This is a genomic window from Microcoleus sp. POL10_C6 (genome assembly GCF_036701585.1).
In the GTDB taxonomy this organism is placed as follows: Bacteria; Cyanobacteriota; Cyanobacteriia; order Cyanobacteriales; family Microcoleaceae; genus Microcoleus.
In genome coordinates this window covers 36,871-53,341 of record NZ_JAUBRB010000009.1, presented here as the reverse complement: position 1 = coordinate 53,341, position 16,471 = coordinate 36,871, and the positions used below count along the sequence as shown (strand labels likewise).

The following is a 16,471-nucleotide window of genomic DNA, read 5'->3' as shown; positions in this document are numbered from 1 at the left end:
TTGACAGACAATTTAAAAGCCGCAACAGCTTAAGTACAGATGTCCGATTGAAAACTGCTATAGCTAAAGTGCTGGGTTGCACTGAAGGAACAGTGCGAAAACATTGGGAGAATCTTTACAAAAAACTATACAAACTCGAACGGGTGCGGTGATGGTTGCCAAGAAAAGTTGGGACTGCTTAAAGGAGAATTTGTTGCAATATCTTCATAATCCTATACGCAGATCATCGTATTGTTTCCCAAGTTTATTTGAAGGAGTATTGGAGCAAACGCTGTCATCCAGCGTCTTTAGAAATCCGATTTTCAGGAATTCATTGCATAAATTGAAGGAGAAAAACCTATGTTTTATAAAGAGTCTAGCCTTAGTCATCCAGCTAACCGAAATCGTGTTGATGCCTTCGTCTCTGGTGTAGCCACTGAGCCAGTCGCGGTTGCTTCGGCCCAGAGGAAAACATTTCTAGCGCAGCGATCGGGATCTTCCTTAGTGGTGAACACCATGACCGGAAATCCTGCTTACTTAGAAGGAAAATTGTCCATGACAATGACAGGCACTGCCGCTGACGCCAGCCGTTCCTTCCTGATGGAAAACCCTGGCATTTTAGGACTGAGCGCAGAAGATACTGAAGAACTGACTGAAGTTGATTCCTTTAAGTGGGGCGGGCTGAAATTCATTCGTCGCCAGCAAAATCACCAGGGATTACCGGTCTTTGGTGCCAGCGTTTTGGTAGGTGTAGATGACAAAAATCAAGTTCGGATAGTGACGAGTGGTCTGCGATCGCAAATTTCTGTCAAACCGGGCGAGACAGCTATCTCCCTAAAAGAAGCTCGCCAGATTGCCCGAAAAGATCTCGGTGAAGCAGTTGAGTTGAGGGGTGGCATTACCCATAAAACCGTCCTCTATCCGACCCAACAGGGTCATGTGCGAGTCTATCACTTAACTGTTCCGGCAGAAACCCCCCTCGGTGACTGGGAATACTTTATTGATGTCCAGAATGGAGAAATTGTAGACAGCTACAACTCGATGAAGTTTCACTCATTTTACTTTGCACCTCGGGCGCGAGTTTACTCTGAAAATCCCGAGGAAACGTCCCTAAAAACTGTGATGCTGCGCGATGTCAAATCTCCTTACAACAAGTTAGATGGTCGGTATTGTAAGGTGATTAATGAGGATGCGCCCGGCGCAGTGGCAGGCAGCAATTACCGATTTGACTTTCCTCCTGAAGATACGCACTTTGATGAATGCCAAGTCTACTATGCTGTGGAGAAAGTCTATCAATACTTCTTGGACCTGGGATTCCGAGGGTTTACTGTCAATAACCCCTATGGCAAAGTTAACAGTGGACAACTCGCTGCTAACGTCCATACCGGAACAAAATACGATAATGCTTATTACTCTTCCAGTACGGGGCAGATCTACTTCGGAGATGGCAGTTATCCCGGCAATCCCGGTGGACTTCGCGACCTAGCCAAGGAATTTGATGTAGTTGCTCACGAGTTCACCCATGCCGTGATTGATGAATATCACCCTGCTATGTTTGGAAGTGAAGGAGCTGCACTGCACGAAGGTTACGCTGATTATTTCGCTTGCTCTTTATTGAATGATCCTGACTTAGGGGAGTATGTCGTACCTGCTCCTGAAAAAGCGGGGATGATTCGCAACTGCGATAATGATTTGAAATATTCCGAAACTTCAACAGAGTCCCATGACCGTGGTCAAGCTTGGGCCGGGGCCTGCTGGCACTTGAGAAAAAAACTCGGACAAGAAGTGGCAGACTTCCTGATCTTTGGGAGTATGCTGGTTCTAGGAACAACTTCACCGACCTTCAAGTATGCCAAGGATATGCTACTCGCGGTTGACCAATCCTGGTGTGGTGGAGAATACAAAGCAACGATCCAGCGGATTTTTGAAACTGAACGAGGCATCCCTGTTTAGTAGTTTGCTTTGTCTATGTCAACTAGAAGAATAGTCTAATTAGGACTGGGGGTATGGTGAAACCATGCCCCAGAGATAGGTTTTTTGCTATGGAGAAGCCTTTTTACCAAAAACTCATTCCAGTCACCATTCTGGTATCACTTCTAGCGTTTATGACTGCTATGGCGATGAGTACACCTCGTAACAATCCTTTCCTCACGGAAGATGGTCATCCGATCGCAGAGTTAGAGTTCCGAGATGGACAGATGGGCTTTGTGGGGATTTCTGGCATAACTTGGACAATTCTCCCTAATGGGACTTGTCAGGCTAGTCGTTTTATCAACGATACAGTGTCATCTCCCCATCAAATATGTCAATTAGAGCGACAGGATTTAGTAATGCTTGCCAACATTCTGTCCGATCGGAATTTTGCCGACCTACCCTCTGAGATCCCATCTGAACCTACCCTCAACCCCCACCGGCTCACTATTCGCCTGGGGGAGAAATCATCAACATTGGTATTGCCAACAGGTCAAAGTATTGAGAATGTTCTGACAACACTCCATAATCAACCCGAAACTCCTCGATCGAGATTCCTAACTATTGCACAGGCGATCGATCGACTTGTACGGCAGCATTGCGGGGACAATTAGTCTGCTGGTAAGTAAGTGCGATCGCCATCTCCTAGCAAGATGGGTTGAGGGCACGAAACCCATCATCCCAAACTGATCGCCACAACAAAAAATCTGGGTTTCACAGAGGTTTAACTCAGTCCACACAAGATCGAGCGATCGCCTGAGTCCAGTCCATTCTTGCCAGAGTGCGATCGCCGATTTCCTCACATTAACCAAAAAAACATAACTTCAGAAGACCGAGCAAAACTATTCACCAATCTGAGATAAATCCTATGACATTTGCCGATCAGAATCTAACCAAGAAGCGTCCAGATAGTCTAAAAGACTTTTCTTTACCCCGACGTGAGAGTTACTTTCCATCCTCTGCAGATTGGAGAAATGAAGTCCTCTATTTTCTCTTACCCGATCGCTTTAGTGATGGTAAAGAAGATACACGCCCTCTACTTAATCGGCAGCAACTGAATCAGGCCCGACCTAATCTGCCGAATGGACAGCCTTGGCAATTTGACAAGTGGGCACAATCCGGAGGCGATCGCTGGCAGGGTGGGACGCTCAAAGGATTAGAGTCAAAGCTGGATTATCTCAACCAACTAGGCGTGACGACGATCTGGGTAGGGCCCATCTTTCAGCAACGGGGTCACTTGGATAGCTATCACGGTTACGGCATTCAAGATTTTCTAGAGGTAGATCCTCGCTTTGGGACTCGCCAAGATTTGGTCAGTCTGGTGAATAAAGCCCACTCCAAGGGGCTACGCATTATCCTTGATATCATTTTTAACCATTCAGGATCTAACTGGATCTATGCCCCTGGTACTCCTGGGGGAGAATGGGAACCACCCTATACACCTGGTTGGTATCAGTTTGGGTCGTGGGTAGGCGATCGTGGACAACCCATTGCGGGGCAACCTCAAACGGACGCGGAAGGAGTTTGGCCGATCGAACTCCAGGAACCAGATTGCTATACTCGTGCCGGAAAGGGCGATTTAGGGCGGGGGGATCTCGACGATCCCAATGCCGAATTCCGGCGATCGGATTTCATTACGCTGCGAGATTTCCAGTTGGACTATCCCCATCTCTTAGATAACTTAGCCCGATGTTATAAATACTGGATTGCCCTGACAGACTGCGATGGCTTTCGGATTGATACCCTCAAGCACGTCACCTACGAGCAAGCCCGCAATTTCTGCGGGGCGATTAAGGAGTTTGCGGCTAATCTGGGTAAGAGTGACTTCTTTTTGGTAGGAGAAGTCGCAGGCGGAGATTACAACGAAGACCGTTATCTGGATGTGGTGGGGCAAAACTTAAATGCTGCGTTGGATATCGGCGAGATGCGGGGAAATCTTAACCAGGTTGCCAAAGGGCTGATGGACCCAAGAGCCTACTTTAACGGGTTTGATCCAATGAACGCGGTGATGGGTTCACATCGGAATCTCGGGCGGCGTCATGTTTCAATTTTGGACGATCACGATCATGTATTTGGTGAAAAAATCCGCTTTTCCAGCGAAGCTGGATCGGATCATCAGGTGATTGCGGGGGTGGCATTGCAACTGTTCACGTTGGGGATTCCCTGCATTTACGCGGGAACCGAGCAGGCATTGGCGGGGCCAGAACCGTCTGAACGCAAGTGGTTGCCCGACTGGAAGCGGTCCGATCGCTATTTGCGGGAAGCAATGTTTGGCCCCTCGCATCCCCGGCAATCTGGAGTAGCAGGACTACAAGCCATCGATCAAAACTTGCCCGGCTTTGGGCCGTTTGGGACAGCGGGTGTTCACTGTTTCGATCCGAATCACCCTGTCTATGTTCGGATGGCGGCAATGGCGGCACTCCGCAAAAAGTTCCCTGTGCTGCGCTTGGGACGACAGTATTTGCGACCAACCGCGATTCCTTTCTTGAACTTGCCCTTTGGCGAGCACGGACTGAGTGGAGAAATTATTGGTTGGTCACGGGTTTTAGATGATGAAGAGGCGGTTTGCGTGCTAAACAGTCATGGAACGGACGATCGGGGAGCGAGAGTGTTAGTGGATGCTAATCTCAACGCGATCGTCCGTTCAATGACGGTAATTCTGAATACGGCCCAAGTAGGGAATCCGGGTTACACGGGGCCTCATCAGGTGGGATCAACGGTGTCAGTGCAGCGACAAGATGGGACTGCCTATGTCGAGATCCAACCGCTTCCAGCATCCGAATTTTTGATTTTGACGAATCATCCCTAAAGTCAAGCTGAGGTAGTGCGATCGCCGGAATCAACGAGTGGGTGACATGACCTTGAGCAAATCAACTTTGCAACGCCGTGCGATCGCATATCTTGAATGGGCGAAACGAGCGATCGAGTCAGTGCAGTTTCAACTCCACTGACTCGATTAACTTTGTCACGCCGTGCGATCGCAAATCTAGAGTACGAGAAAAACAATAAATTGCCGCAGCTATGTGCAGTCGATCGCCGATCGTGAAAAAACATCTGCCTGCATCTGCGGTAACAAAATCAACTCAGCACTGCCGGCAATCCTACCTCTTGCGGCTGCACAAATCTGCCGTTAAAACTAATAGCTTTATCCTCAAAAGTTCTCGCTTCCGCTACCGCTTGCCGCAAATGAGCTCGCTCCATATCGTCCTGAATTCCCCCCACCAAATATACAATTAACTTCGTTGCTAAATCCTTTCCAGAAACTAGCACTCGCTTTTTGTTCGGATCGTACAAAATCCCGTACCACGCAGACTCAGGATTGTCCATGTGGCTAAATCCTTCATCGACATCGAATCTGCGGAGTTTGTCGAAAATAGATTTCAGAGAAAGTTTCTTTCTAAATACTAGAATTCCTAAAGCATTAGCTAAAGCAATTTGACCGACGGGACGGAACAAAATATTGCCCTCGCCCCCTGGCTTTTCAAAACTAAATCGGCGCAATTCATCCGTTTCTTCGCCGCTTTCAATTCTTTGATAGCTAGGCAAAGTTGCTAAATGATCGAACAATTTTTTAAACTCTTCAATTCCCTCTTTCAGTTCTTCATCTTCTGGACGCATGGGAATTAAACCTTTTCGTTCCGGCTTCCAATGGGGGAATTTGTATTCTAAATACCGTTCGGACATATCTTGCAGCGCTTGCAATGTGGTTAACACCGTTGATTTTGCTGCGACTGTGGCGCTGTCCCAATTGACGCGGGGCTTTCTGTCATCTTGCTCTTTTAATAAGGGGTGGGTGACGGCAATTTTTCGGGCTGCGATCGCAAATCCGTTATCCTCGTTCAATAATGCTAGCTGTCCCTGACTCAGCGTTACCGCCATTAGGTTAACGTGCACAAAGATCGATCGCACGCGCCGTTGTGCTTGCTGTCGCGTTTCCCCCGCTACCGCCGCCGGGATAAATTCAATTCCGATTTTTTCGTGAGCTAATTTATACACTGTTTCGGGGTCGATTTGATACTCTTCTGCTAAATCTTCCAGAGTAATTGCAGCGCCGACAGGTTTTTTATTTTTGTTGTATCTTTGCAGGATTCCGGTTTTAATTAAACTCATTAAACCTTGAACTCCCATCAGCCGATGCTGGCCGTCTAAGGCAAAAATTGAGAGTTCTTTAGAAACATTCAAAAGCCCTAAGTTCTCGTTTTTATCAAAGGATGTAAATTCAGTCGCGGATTTGGTTGCTACGCCATTTTTATCCCATTCCTCGGCTAGAGGATTATCTACCCACGGGGGACTGACGACTACTAAAACTGCGGGGAATTTGTGCGATTTTCGGGCGGCTAAGTATTGAGTTAGGGTGGCTTGGCGCGACCAATCTAAGGGACGCTGGATAATTTCGTCAATGGTTTCGTCGTCGCGGACGATGTTGTTGGTTTGGAGGTCAAATTTTTGGCGGAAAAGCGGCATTTGGGAGGCGAAACGGACGCGAGAGTCTAACCATTCTAGGGTGACTGAACCGATGTATGCTTCGCTGTTTCCCATCTGGGTTTTTTGTACGAAAATGCGATCGTCCTTTCCTAAATAATTATCTAATAAAAGTGCGATTTCCTGTCTGTCGCTATTTTCTTTTTCTAAAATTTTGCTAGCGAGGTCATCCGCTGGATGGGTAGTCATCGGCTGTTTTTATATAATTAGGCTATTTTTTTAAAAATATCATGGGTTAAAATTTATGTCAACTCTTGTTTTTTAAAAATTTTTGTGAAATACTTAAAATACTAATAAGTTCTACGTTGCATATCATTTAATGTTTAATTTGTCAAGAGGTGAGGGGCGATCGGGCTTGATGCAGATGCGTCTGGGTCTTACGCGCCACCGTCTGAGTCCGCCAGGGGTTGAAAACCCCTGTCTCATAGCGAAAGTCCTCTTAAGAGGACTAAATATAGATAAATTTCAAGATTTTCAGTCGGTTTTAACCGACTTTCGCTATGAGACGGGGGTTTAAACCCCCGGCGGACTTTCGGATCGGCGATGGGTTTAAACCCCCGGCGGACTTTCGGATCAGCGATGGGTTTAAACCCCCGGCGGACTTTCGGATCAACGATGGGTTTCAACCCCCGGCGGACTTTCGGATCAGGGATGGGTTTCAACCCCCGACGGACTTTCGGGTTAGCGAGTTAATTGCCTCGCGCCCTTGCTTCAGATGTATCTGCGGTTTCACAAAAAAATATGTCTACTCCTTCTTTTGAATACATTTTGCCGGTCATCCGGGGAATTCAAGCGGGCCGCGAATATTACGTGTCGATGTGTCCGGTGCGTTTTTTGCCGAAATTGTTTCCCTTTGAATCAGAAGATTTGCCGCCGTCTATGCGGGCGAAACGCGCGCTTAACAAAGCTAGGATTCCTGAAATTGCTGATTATTTTGTGAAGAATCCTACAAATTATACTTGTGGGGCAATTGCTGCTTCGATTGATGCGGATATTACTTTTGAAGCTGTGGGGAATGAGGCCGAAGAACGGAAAATCGGTCGCTTGCGGGTGCCGATGGATGCTAAGTTTACTATTAATGACGGACAGCATCGGCGGGCGGCTTTTGAGATGGCTTTGAGGGAAAATCCGCAGTTGGGATATGAGACGGTGGCGCTGATTTTGTTTCTCGATATTGGGTTGGAAAAGTCGCAGCAGATGTTTGCTGATTTGAATAATTTTCAAGTTCCTTTGGAGGCGTCGCTAAGTGTACTTTACAACCACCGGGACGATCGCGCTTTTGTGGTGAAGGCGGTTGTTAAGCAGGTTGAGGTTTTCCGGTGTTTGACTGAGATGGAGAGGGGGAGTTTGAACGGGCGATCGCACAAATTGTTTACGCTGAGTGCGATCGATCGTGCTATCATGGCTTTGCTGTCTAATATTCACTGCAGCGAACAGGCAAAACCCTCTGGTTCTCGCACCAAAAAAGAACACAAAGAGGAAGAACTCGCTCAAAAAATACAACTGGCGGTTAGTTATTGGAATGCGGTTTGCAGTTTTATTCCAGATTGGCAATTAGTTCTGCACAAACAAGTGGCTGCGGGGGAAATGCGCCGGGATTGCGTGCACTGTCACAGTGTTGTCCTTGAGAGTTTGGGGGAAGTTGGGGCGGCTTTGCGATCGGTTTTTCCTGAGAGTTGGGAGGAACGTTTGAGCCTTTTGCAGCAGGTTGATTGGTCGATTTCTAATCCTGATTGGGAGGGGGGGATTTTGTTGAAAGGGGGGATTTCTAAGTCGAGGGCGAGTGTTAGTTGGATGACTGATTATTTGAAAAAGCGGTTGGGTTTGGAAACCGCACATACAGCCCAGGCGGGACGCGCGTAGATGCAGCACAGGCGGGAGACCCGTGCCACCTGCGTTTGTAATTGCAGCGGCTAAATGCCACCAAAAACAGGGCTAATTAAAATAGCGTCTGAATGGTTCTGCAAGAATGCCCAAGATTTGGTCTAGCTGAGTAATATAATATTCAGTCAAATCAATTTTTAACAACTGATTTTCTAGTATTAGGAATTTCCAGTTTGTACCCGTTGAAACTGCTCCATAAATTGCGGATTGTTCTTGGCCTTTGCGGGCATTAAATATTTGAGCTGCTGCCATCTGAGCCGCACACTGTCCCAAGCCTATTCTAATATCGTTGTCTTTGGCTTCCACTAATGTCAAGACTGGGGCTGTAACTAATGATTGATTGCTCGACGCACTGAGGAGAAAGTCACAAGCCCCGGTTAATCCTTGGCTCTCTTCTACGTTAAATGTGTTGCCGGAAAAATAGCCAATTTTGTTGTTGAAAGTGCGCCGTATTTCGAGTAGAATGGGAGTGAGGATTAATTCCGATCGAGCTTTTTCGGTGCTGATACTTGAGGCTAAGTCTAAAGCTTCGTCTAGAGTTTGTCTGAGGCGTTCTGAAGGTGCGATCGGGGTAATGTGGCTGAATAAGTGGGGAATGTCTTCAACGGTTAGATCCAGGGTTGAGACGGCTTGGTCGATCGTTTTGAAGTCGCTGTAGGACATATTTGATCTGGGGGGGTGAGAGATGATTTTTTAACAGCAGATGCACGCGGACAGTGATATAATTATCTCCTGTCTAGGCTATAAAATTACTTTTTAGTCTGCTGACACTGCTTAAATTGTCTAGTTTCTGCGTTATGGTTTTGCCTTGCGGTGCTTAACTTTTTGTTGACAAGAGTGTAAAATTTCAGGTCGGATTTTATTTAATTCTAGCGGCAGGAGAAAATGACTACAGGAGAAGAGTCCGAAAATAAGAATTTAGCATACTATCGCCAACGTTTTGCAGCTCTTAATGTAAATAACACACGCCAACGTGGCCAAGCTAATCATAAGCCAATATTACTATTGTCAATCATCGATCTAATTGCTCAAGGAATAATTAGGGAAAATCGAATTTATGTTTCGGACGCCTTGGTTAAAACATTTAACAAGTATTGGGAAATTTTAGGTTCTGACTCTCACAATCGTGGTTTGTACTATCCATTTTGGCATTTGGAAGGTGATGGATTCTGGCATAAAACATTGAAATCGGGATTTAACGGTTCAAAGCCTAAAACAACTAACAAGCTAAGAGAAGCTGTAGAATACGGTAGTTGGGATAATGAATTATTCGATTTACTCCAAGACCAAAATTCTAGAGCGGAATTAATAGATACACTGATTGCTAAATGGTTTTCATCAAATAGAGACGATATTGGAGAGATTTTGCAGGTCAATCAAGAGTTTGAAAATGTTAGTCACACAGAAAGAGAAATGTCGGCTACAGCCGAAGTTTCTGACGGAGAACCGAGATTTCATTTAACAAAATCTGCTGTTAGAAATGCTTTTTTCAGGAAAGCAGTAGTACATACATATGATTACAAGTGTGCATTTTGTCGATTGAAAGTTATCAGAAATCTAACTCAAAATATTGTAGATGGCTCACATATTAAGCCATTTTCAAAGTTTTATGATAATCAAATTAATAATGGGATATCATTGTGCAAAAATCATCATTGGGCTTTTGACCAGGGTTGGTTTGCTATAGATGATAATTACAGAATTATCGTCGCTAATGACTTAGAAGAGGAATCCCCCAATGCCAGATGTATGAAAGATTTTCATAGTGAAACTATTCTCCTGCCCACTTCCGACCAAGATTTACCAAGACTTGAATCGCTAGAATGGCATCGGCGGAATGTATTTAGAGCTTAATAAAGTAACTGAGGTTGAAGACATGACAGAAACAATGCTACCACTTTTTCCACCCCGTACCGTTAGGGACTTAGTGGAAGAAATAAAAAAATTAAGTCAAGAAATTAGAGATTTATATTGTTTAGATGATCTACCTTGGGTTTTAGGATATTCCGGTGGGAAAGACAGCACTGCGGTAGTGCAGCTTATCTGGTATGCAATAGCAGAATTACCACCTGAAAAAAGGACGAAAAAAATTTATGTAATTACCACAGATACACTGGTAGAGAACCCGATAGTTTCTACTTGGGTACGTCAATCATTAAAACAGATGAAGTCTGCGGCTATAAAGCAGCAGCTTCCAATAGAGCCTCATATGCTTTATCCAGATGTCAAAGATACTTTCTGGGTCAACTTGATGGGAAAAGGCTACCCAGCACCGAGACATGGATTTCGCTGGTGTACTGAACGCCTGAAAATCCTTCCTTCTAATCGGTTTGTTCGTGATATGGTGAGAATCAATGGAGAAGTAATTCTTATATTGGGTACTCGCAAAGCTGAAAGCATTAAACGCGCTGTTTCAATGGAGAAACATGAAATAGGTCGCATGAGTGACCGTCTAAATGATAAATCTAGTTCCATTAAATCTCTGCTTTATCAGAGTCCTAGTCTGCCTAATTCCCTAATTTATAGTCCGATAGAAGATTGGCGAACTGATGAAGTCTGGATTTATCTGAATCAGTGGCCTAACCCTTGGGAAAATAGCAATAAAGATTTATTTACCATGTATCGAGGCGCAACAGCAGACAATGAATGTCCTTTAGTTGTCGATACGTCTACACCTAGCTGCGGCAGTTCTCGCTTTGGCTGCTGGGTTTGCACAATGGTAAGCCAAGACAAATCTATGGAGGCAATGATTCAAAACGATGAGGAAAAAGAATGGATGCAGCCTCTCCTCGATATTCGCAACGAATTAGACATAAAAGACGATCGCCCAAAAAGAGACTTCCGACGCATTTACGGTAGAGTAGAACTGTTTGAACGCAACATGGGCGACGACACAACCTCCGTCGAACCCATCCCAGGGCCCTACACCAAATTCTGGCGAGAACACTGGCTGAGACGAGTCTTGGAAGCACAAACCCAAATCCGCAAAACCGCACCCCTAGAAATGCGCGACATCACCTTAATTACCCCAGAAGAACTTAGCGAAATCCGCCGCATTTGGCTGGAAGAAAAGCACGAATTCGACGATTCTTTACCTCGGATTTACGAAGAAGTCACGGGCGAACCTTTTGAAGATTCCCGTCCCGCCGCCGAAAGAAAACTCCTCGGTAGCGATGAATGGACTGCGATCGAAGAGATTTGCAGCGAGGACAAAATGCACCTCGAATTGATGGCAAAACTCCTTGATACAGAACGCCAATACTACACGAAGCCCCGCCGTACAGGTATTTACGCCGATTTGGACAAATGCTTTGAAACCAGTTCGCGATCGAAGGAAGAAGCGATTGGCAACGCCCACTATCAACGCAATTTAAAAAAAGCGGTGGAAGATATTAAAGCAAATCCGACGGAAAACATTCGGCAATTCAAAGATGCGATCGCCCAAACCAACAGTTCCGCCAAAAACGATACCGTTGATATTGCCAAACTTAAAGAAGAACTGGAAAGCAACAGCAATCAAAGCAGACAGCTATCTTGGGCGGATATTAAATTTTCACCGCCCAATTCAGGAGAGGAAAAACCTAGCGATTAGCACGCGCTAGCCTGCGGTTAAACCCAAACTTGTTGACAGCCACCCCGCCGAGCGATCGGATAGAATAGGCTGTCAACTAACCTCATTATTACCCAACCCTCATCGTTTAAATTACAAAATTTTTACGACCATGCTTAATCCTAATATTCCCCATCAGGAACTTACATACAGCATCATCGGCTGTGCAATGAGAGTACACCGGAGGACGCAAAAAGGTTTAAGAGAAAAACATTACCAAAGAGCCTTTGATGCAGAAATGATACAATCCGGTTTAACAACAGAAATGGAGTATCCCAGACAAATTTACGACGGTGAAGTTTGGATGGGAATCCTCTATCTAGACCATTGGGTGAATGAAGGTATTGTAGTAGAGGATAAAGCCGTAAATTATCCAATGACCGATAAAGATAAAGCTCAAATAATAGCTTACGTAGCAGCTACAGGAGCCCAAGTAGATTTATTTATAAACTTTGGACGTAGCAAATTAGAATATCACCGCATCCTCCCACCAAAATCTGTACAAGGTTGGCAGAAACACATTCAACCCTACTTGTGGACGCCCAAAACAAGTGGCAGGGGTTGGACAAGAGGAAGTTCAGGAACCTATGAAGAAACAGATGCCGAACTCCCCTTACCTTCCAGCATTCAGCCCCAGAACCAGGAGGAAGATTCAACAGATGTCATCGATTGGTAGCAAAGGGGGGGACGGTTAGCAACGGATGTAACGGATGTAACGGATGATTAGTGGCTGATTACCAAATCCGCTGCTAACCGCCACCCACCAACCACCCATCCGTTAAATCCTTTGCTAACCGCCCCCCACCAACCACCCATCCGTTAAATCCTTTGCTAACCGCCACCCCACCAACCACCCATCCGTTAAATCCGCTACCCAATCCGTTGCTAACCGCCCCCCCCACCAACCAACAACATCTACAATGCAATTCCTCGAACTCGTCCTCAAAAACTTCGGCCCCTATGCAGGCACCCAAACCATCAATCTCCGCCCCGAAAAAGACGGAAATCCCTGCCCAGTTATCCTATTTGGCGGCATGAATGGCGGCGGCAAAACCACCCTCATGGACGGCATTCGCCTCGCCCTCTACGGTGGTCGCGCCCAATGTTCCACCAGAGGGAATTTAAGCTACAGCGACTTTCTCAATCAATGCGTCAACCGCCACACTCCCCCATTAGAAGATACCCGCGTCGAACTAACATTTGAACAAGTCCAAGATGACAAATTAGCTCAATTCAAAATAGTTAGATACTGGAAAAAAGCCGATATCAAAGATAATTTAAGCATTCTCATATACAGCGAAATAGTCAGCGATTGGTGGTCAGATAAAGCAATTACTAACACCTGGGACGAATACATCGAAACCCTTTTGCCCGTCGGAATATCCAACCTATTTTTGTTTGACGGCGAACAAGTAAAAGAACTCGCTGAACTCGAAACACCGCCAGAGTTTGTCGTCGGGGCGATTAAATCTCTTTTAGGTTTAGAATTAGCAGAACGCCTCGCGGTCGATTTAGAAATATTAGCCGGCCGCAAGCGGAAAGAAATTGCTGGCAAAAAAGACTTGGCTGCTTTAGAGAAAATTGAACAAACTTTTCAGGAAATTACTGAGAAGAAAGAATTAGCAACAGAAGAACAAGCTAGCTTTAAAAACGAGTTAGATAAAGCTCAAAAAAATCAGCAACAAGCATCAGAAAAATTTATTTATGAAGGCGGGAAAATTGCCGCCGATCGCAGTCAACTAGACAGACAGCTAAACGACTACAGAAATCAGGCAGAAAAAAACCGTCAAGCCATGATGGAATTGGCGTCAAATACGCTACCACTAGCCCTAATTTCGCCCTTGCTAAGTGAAGCAAAAATTCAAGCAGAAACAGAAGCCAGCCAGCAGCAAGCAAAGATTGCCCAAAATGTTATCAAACAAAGAAGCGATCGCCTTCTCAACTATATGGCGGAAATCTCCTTAAATCCCCAACAACTCGATAAAATTCAAGACTTCATCCGCCAAGAAAACCAAGAACTCGAACAGCAAGCCGGAACAGACTCCCCGCCCTGGATGAACGCCGACAACAACAGCATCCAGCAACTAGAAAACCTTCTTAGCTACCAAATCAAAGCCCAGCAAATTCTAGCCCGCGAACAAATAGAAGAAATCAAAAACATCGAAGCAGAAATCGACTTTACAGACAGACAACTCGCCGCCGCCGCTTCCCCCGAAGCCTACGAAAAACTAGAAGAAGAGGTCAGTAAAGCCCAAAAAGCAGTCGCTATCGCATCCGCAGCCTTGGAATCAGCCAACCGCCGAGTCGATGAATTAGAGAGAGAATTAGCCAAAAACCAAAAAGAACTAGAAAACTACAGCAGCGAATACATCACCATCAGAAACAGCCAACACGTCATCGCTTCCATCGCCAAAGCCCAAGCTACCCTGAAACTCTTTAAAGAAAAACTCACCCTCAAAAAACTCAACAAACTAGAAATAGAAATTACCGACTGTTTCCGCTACCTGTTGCACAAAACCGACCTCGTGCACAGAGTTGCGATCGACACTCAAACATTTAGCCTCTCGATTTACGATCCAGAAGGCAAACCGGTACCCAAACACCGACTTTCAGCCGGGGAAAAACAATTGCTGGCGATCGCCTTTTTGTGGGGATTGGCTAGAGTATCCGGGAGACAATTGCCAGTGGCGATCGACACTCCCTTGGGCCGCCTCGACTCCTCGCACAGAAACAACCTAGTGGAACGCTATTTCCCCTCAGCCAGCCACCAAGTCATCCTGCTTTCTACCGACACGGAAATTAGAAAAGTAGAATACGAAAAACTCCAAGAATTAGAGGCGATCGCCCACAGCTACCTCCTCAAATACGACTCCGCCAAACACCAAACCACCGTCGAAAAAGGTTACTTCTGGGAATAAAAATTCGCCCCAAAAAATAGCCGCAACCCCTTGACTTTGCCCTGGAGTTGCGGTAGTATATATAGCATAATGGGATGGTTGCGAAAATTTTATTTTTGCCACCATCCCATTATTAAGGATAAATCCTACTACAATAAAAATACCAAAAAAAACCGATTTAATCAAGTCGCGCCGTGTAAAAAAATGTTAATTATTTCCAGTTATTTAGAGGCCTTGCTTCCGCAAGATTAACACTTTTTACAATATACCAAACAATCTTAAACCTATGGAACCACCAGTCGATCGCATCCGCCTATCCCAAACAGGCAAAGACCAACTATCAAAACTGAAACGATCGACCAAAATCGATCAGTGGAATATTCTATGCCGGTGGGGATTTTGCCGATCGCTCGCCGAACCCAGCATCCCATCCCCAGTACCAATTCCCAGCGACAGCAACGTTGAATTAAGCTGGGATGTCTTCGGCGGCGACATGGCTGATATCCTGATAATTGCCCTCAAGCAGCGGTGTCACCAAGACAATTTAGGCACAGAAAAAGAAACTCTAGCGAAACAATTTCGCCTGCACTTGCACCGAGGGATTGGTTATTTGGCCGGCGATCCAAATATTAAGAAAATTGAAGACTTGGTGGCGATCGCTCTTTCGCCTGAAAAATTAAGAAATTAACTGATTGTTGACAGTTGACAGTTGACAGTTGACAGTTGACAGTTGACAGTTGTTATTAGGAGGTCCAAGCGAGCAACAAATAAATAACCAATAACCAATAACTTCTTATTTCACTAAAAGGGGGAAAAAATGACCTACTGGGCCTTGGCCTTCCCCAATATCCAAAGCATATTTGAGAGCAGTAGTAACATAATCCTTAGCCAATGTCACCGCCGTCAATAAATCTTTACCTAATGCCAAATTAGCGGCGATCGCAGCACTCAAAGTACAACCAGTCCCGTGAGTATTGCCAGTATCAACATTTTCAGTCTTCAACACATCCAACCGCGTACCATCAAACCAAACATCAATTCCCCGCAAATCTCCCTTCATCCCGCCGCCTTTCACCAAAACAGCTTTCGCACCCAAACGATAAATCTGCTGCGCCGCCGATCGCATATCGTCTAGAGAAACAATCTCCAAACCGCTCAAAATCTGAGCCTCAAACCGATTGGGAGTCACGACAGCAGCCATTGGAATCAAAACTTCCCGCAAAAAGGCGATCGCCCCCTCATCAATCAATCGATCGCCCGATCGTGAAACCATCACCGGATCGACAACCAAATTCCCTATTCCCAAAGCCTCAACCTGTGAAGCCACCGCCACCATAATTTCCCTATTCAGCAGCATCCCAGTCTTCACAGCATCCACCCCAATATCCCCCACTACCGCCTCAATTTGAGCAGCCACAGCCTCAGCAGACAAAGCATCCACCCGCGTCACCCCCAAAGTATTTTGAGCCGTCACGCAAGTTAAAGCACTCGTACCGTGCACGCAGTGAAACGCAAAAGTCCGCAAATCCGCCTGAATTCCGGCCCCACCGCCACTATCAGAACCAGCCACAGTCAAAGCCACAGGAATCCTCGATTTAATCATCTTCTTTCAACCCCAGATAAACACCAACTTGAACCAGACAAATCC

The 16,471-nt window shown here is 45.7% G+C and carries 14 protein-coding genes; 9 read left to right on the top strand and 5 right to left on the bottom strand.

Features of this window, described 5'->3' with window-relative positions; translation table 11 throughout:
• The first annotated feature begins 339 nt into the window (after positions 1-339).
• The 3 genes from QUA34_RS07350 (at position 340) to QUA34_RS07340 (ending at position 4,759) form a co-directional block, all read left to right on the top strand.
• Positions 340-1,932 carry a M36 family metallopeptidase gene (locus tag QUA34_RS07350; RefSeq protein WP_333385265.1) on the top strand — a complete coding sequence of 531 codons (1,593 nt, stop codon included), beginning with the start codon at positions 340-342 and terminating at the stop codon, positions 1,930-1,932.
• 53 nt (positions 1,933-1,985) lie between these two features.
• Positions 1,986-2,564 (top strand): hypothetical protein, encoded by a 579-nt coding sequence (locus tag QUA34_RS07345; protein WP_333385262.1) that lies wholly within the window; start codon positions 1,986-1,988, stop codon positions 2,562-2,564.
• A gap of 254 nt (positions 2,565-2,818) precedes the next feature.
• Positions 2,819-4,759 (top strand): alpha-amylase family glycosyl hydrolase, encoded by a 1,941-nt coding sequence (locus QUA34_RS07340; protein WP_333385260.1) that lies wholly within the window; start codon positions 2,819-2,821, stop codon positions 4,757-4,759.
• 2 nt (positions 4,760-4,761) lie between these two features.
• Here the strand turns inward: QUA34_RS07340 and QUA34_RS07335 are convergent, their stop codons facing one another.
• Entirely contained in the window at positions 4,762-5,004 is a 243-nt protein-coding gene (locus tag QUA34_RS07335) for a hypothetical protein (RefSeq protein ID WP_333385257.1), read from the bottom strand.
• Between the two features lie 24 nt (positions 5,005-5,028).
• The gene (locus QUA34_RS07330) at positions 5,029-6,621 is read right to left on the bottom strand and encodes a DGQHR domain-containing protein (protein ID WP_333385255.1); all 1,593 of its coding nucleotides are present in this window, start codon (positions 6,619-6,621) and stop codon (positions 5,029-5,031) included.
• Between the two features lie 552 nt (positions 6,622-7,173).
• Here QUA34_RS07330 and dndB point away from each other — a divergent pair.
• On the top strand, positions 7,174-8,295 hold the full coding sequence (gene dndB / locus QUA34_RS07325) for a DNA sulfur modification protein DndB (RefSeq protein ID WP_333385252.1): 1,122 nt from the start codon (positions 7,174-7,176) through the stop codon (positions 8,293-8,295).
• A 72-nt stretch (positions 8,296-8,367) separates the two neighbouring features.
• Here the strand turns inward: dndB and QUA34_RS07320 are convergent, their stop codons facing one another.
• Positions 8,368-8,979, bottom strand: a complete 612-nt coding sequence (locus tag QUA34_RS07320) for a hypothetical protein (RefSeq protein WP_333385250.1) — start codon at positions 8,977-8,979, stop codon at positions 8,368-8,370.
• A 222-nt stretch (positions 8,980-9,201) separates the two neighbouring features.
• Between QUA34_RS07320 and QUA34_RS07315 the strand changes: the two genes are divergently transcribed.
• The 3 genes from QUA34_RS07315 (at position 9,202) to QUA34_RS07305 (ending at position 12,602) form a co-directional block, all read left to right on the top strand.
• Positions 9,202-10,170 (top strand): HNH endonuclease, encoded by a 969-nt coding sequence (locus tag QUA34_RS07315; protein ID WP_333385248.1) that lies wholly within the window; start codon positions 9,202-9,204, stop codon positions 10,168-10,170.
• A 22-nt stretch (positions 10,171-10,192) separates the two neighbouring features.
• Entirely contained in the window at positions 10,193-11,908 is a 1,716-nt protein-coding gene (gene dndC / locus QUA34_RS07310) for a DNA phosphorothioation system sulfurtransferase DndC (RefSeq protein ID WP_333385408.1), read from the top strand.
• A 130-nt stretch (positions 11,909-12,038) separates the two neighbouring features.
• Positions 12,039-12,602: a GxxExxY protein gene (locus QUA34_RS07305; protein WP_333385245.1), complete on the top strand. Its 564-nt coding sequence runs from the start codon at positions 12,039-12,041 to the stop codon at positions 12,600-12,602.
• A gap of 73 nt (positions 12,603-12,675) precedes the next feature.
• Here the strand turns inward: QUA34_RS07305 and QUA34_RS07300 are convergent, their stop codons facing one another.
• Complete coding sequence (locus tag QUA34_RS07300) at positions 12,676-12,804, bottom strand: hypothetical protein (RefSeq protein ID WP_333385243.1); 129 nt, start codon at positions 12,802-12,804, stop codon at positions 12,676-12,678.
• A gap of 42 nt (positions 12,805-12,846) precedes the next feature.
• Between QUA34_RS07300 and dndD the strand changes: the two genes are divergently transcribed.
• Positions 12,847-14,844: a DNA sulfur modification protein DndD gene (gene dndD / locus QUA34_RS07295; RefSeq protein WP_333385240.1), complete on the top strand. Its 1,998-nt coding sequence runs from the start codon at positions 12,847-12,849 to the stop codon at positions 14,842-14,844.
• A gap of 265 nt (positions 14,845-15,109) precedes the next feature.
• Entirely contained in the window at positions 15,110-15,511 is a 402-nt protein-coding gene (dndE, locus tag QUA34_RS07290; protein WP_190660605.1) for a DNA sulfur modification protein DndE, read from the top strand.
• Positions 15,512-15,616: 105 nt separating this feature from the next.
• On the opposite strand, the gene thiD is transcribed toward dndE, so the two are convergent.
• Positions 15,617-16,426: a bifunctional hydroxymethylpyrimidine kinase/phosphomethylpyrimidine kinase gene (gene thiD / locus QUA34_RS07285; protein WP_333385237.1), complete on the bottom strand. Its 810-nt coding sequence runs from the start codon at positions 16,424-16,426 to the stop codon at positions 15,617-15,619.
• Between the last annotated feature and the right edge of the window lie 45 nt (positions 16,427-16,471).

Bases quoted from the DNA above. Each gene is read 5' to 3' on its own strand.
- QUA34_RS07350 (WP_333385265.1), top strand. From the start codon at position 340: ATGTTTTATAAAGAGTCTAGCCTTAGTCATCCAGCTAACCGAAATCGT.
- QUA34_RS07345 (WP_333385262.1), top strand. From the start codon at position 1,986: ATGGTGAAACCATGCCCCAGAGATAGGTTTTTTGCTATGGAGAAGCCT.
- QUA34_RS07340 (WP_333385260.1), top strand. From the start codon at position 2,819: ATGACATTTGCCGATCAGAATCTAACCAAGAAGCGTCCAGATAGTCTA.
- QUA34_RS07335 (WP_333385257.1), bottom strand. From the start codon at position 5,004: ATGTTTTTTCACGATCGGCGATCGACTGCACATAGCTGCGGCAATTTA.
- QUA34_RS07330 (WP_333385255.1), bottom strand. From the start codon at position 6,621: ATGACTACCCATCCAGCGGATGACCTCGCTAGCAAAATTTTAGAAAAA.
- dndB (WP_333385252.1), top strand. From the start codon at position 7,174: ATGTCTACTCCTTCTTTTGAATACATTTTGCCGGTCATCCGGGGAATT.
- QUA34_RS07320 (WP_333385250.1), bottom strand. From the start codon at position 8,979: ATGTCCTACAGCGACTTCAAAACGATCGACCAAGCCGTCTCAACCCTG.
- QUA34_RS07315 (WP_333385248.1), top strand. From the start codon at position 9,202: ATGACTACAGGAGAAGAGTCCGAAAATAAGAATTTAGCATACTATCGC.
- dndC (WP_333385408.1), top strand. From the start codon at position 10,193: ATGACAGAAACAATGCTACCACTTTTTCCACCCCGTACCGTTAGGGAC.
- QUA34_RS07305 (WP_333385245.1), top strand. From the start codon at position 12,039: ATGCTTAATCCTAATATTCCCCATCAGGAACTTACATACAGCATCATC.
- dndD (WP_333385240.1), top strand. From the start codon at position 12,847: ATGCAATTCCTCGAACTCGTCCTCAAAAACTTCGGCCCCTATGCAGGC.
- dndE (WP_190660605.1), top strand. From the start codon at position 15,110: ATGGAACCACCAGTCGATCGCATCCGCCTATCCCAAACAGGCAAAGAC.
- thiD (WP_333385237.1), bottom strand. From the start codon at position 16,426: ATGATTAAATCGAGGATTCCTGTGGCTTTGACTGTGGCTGGTTCTGAT.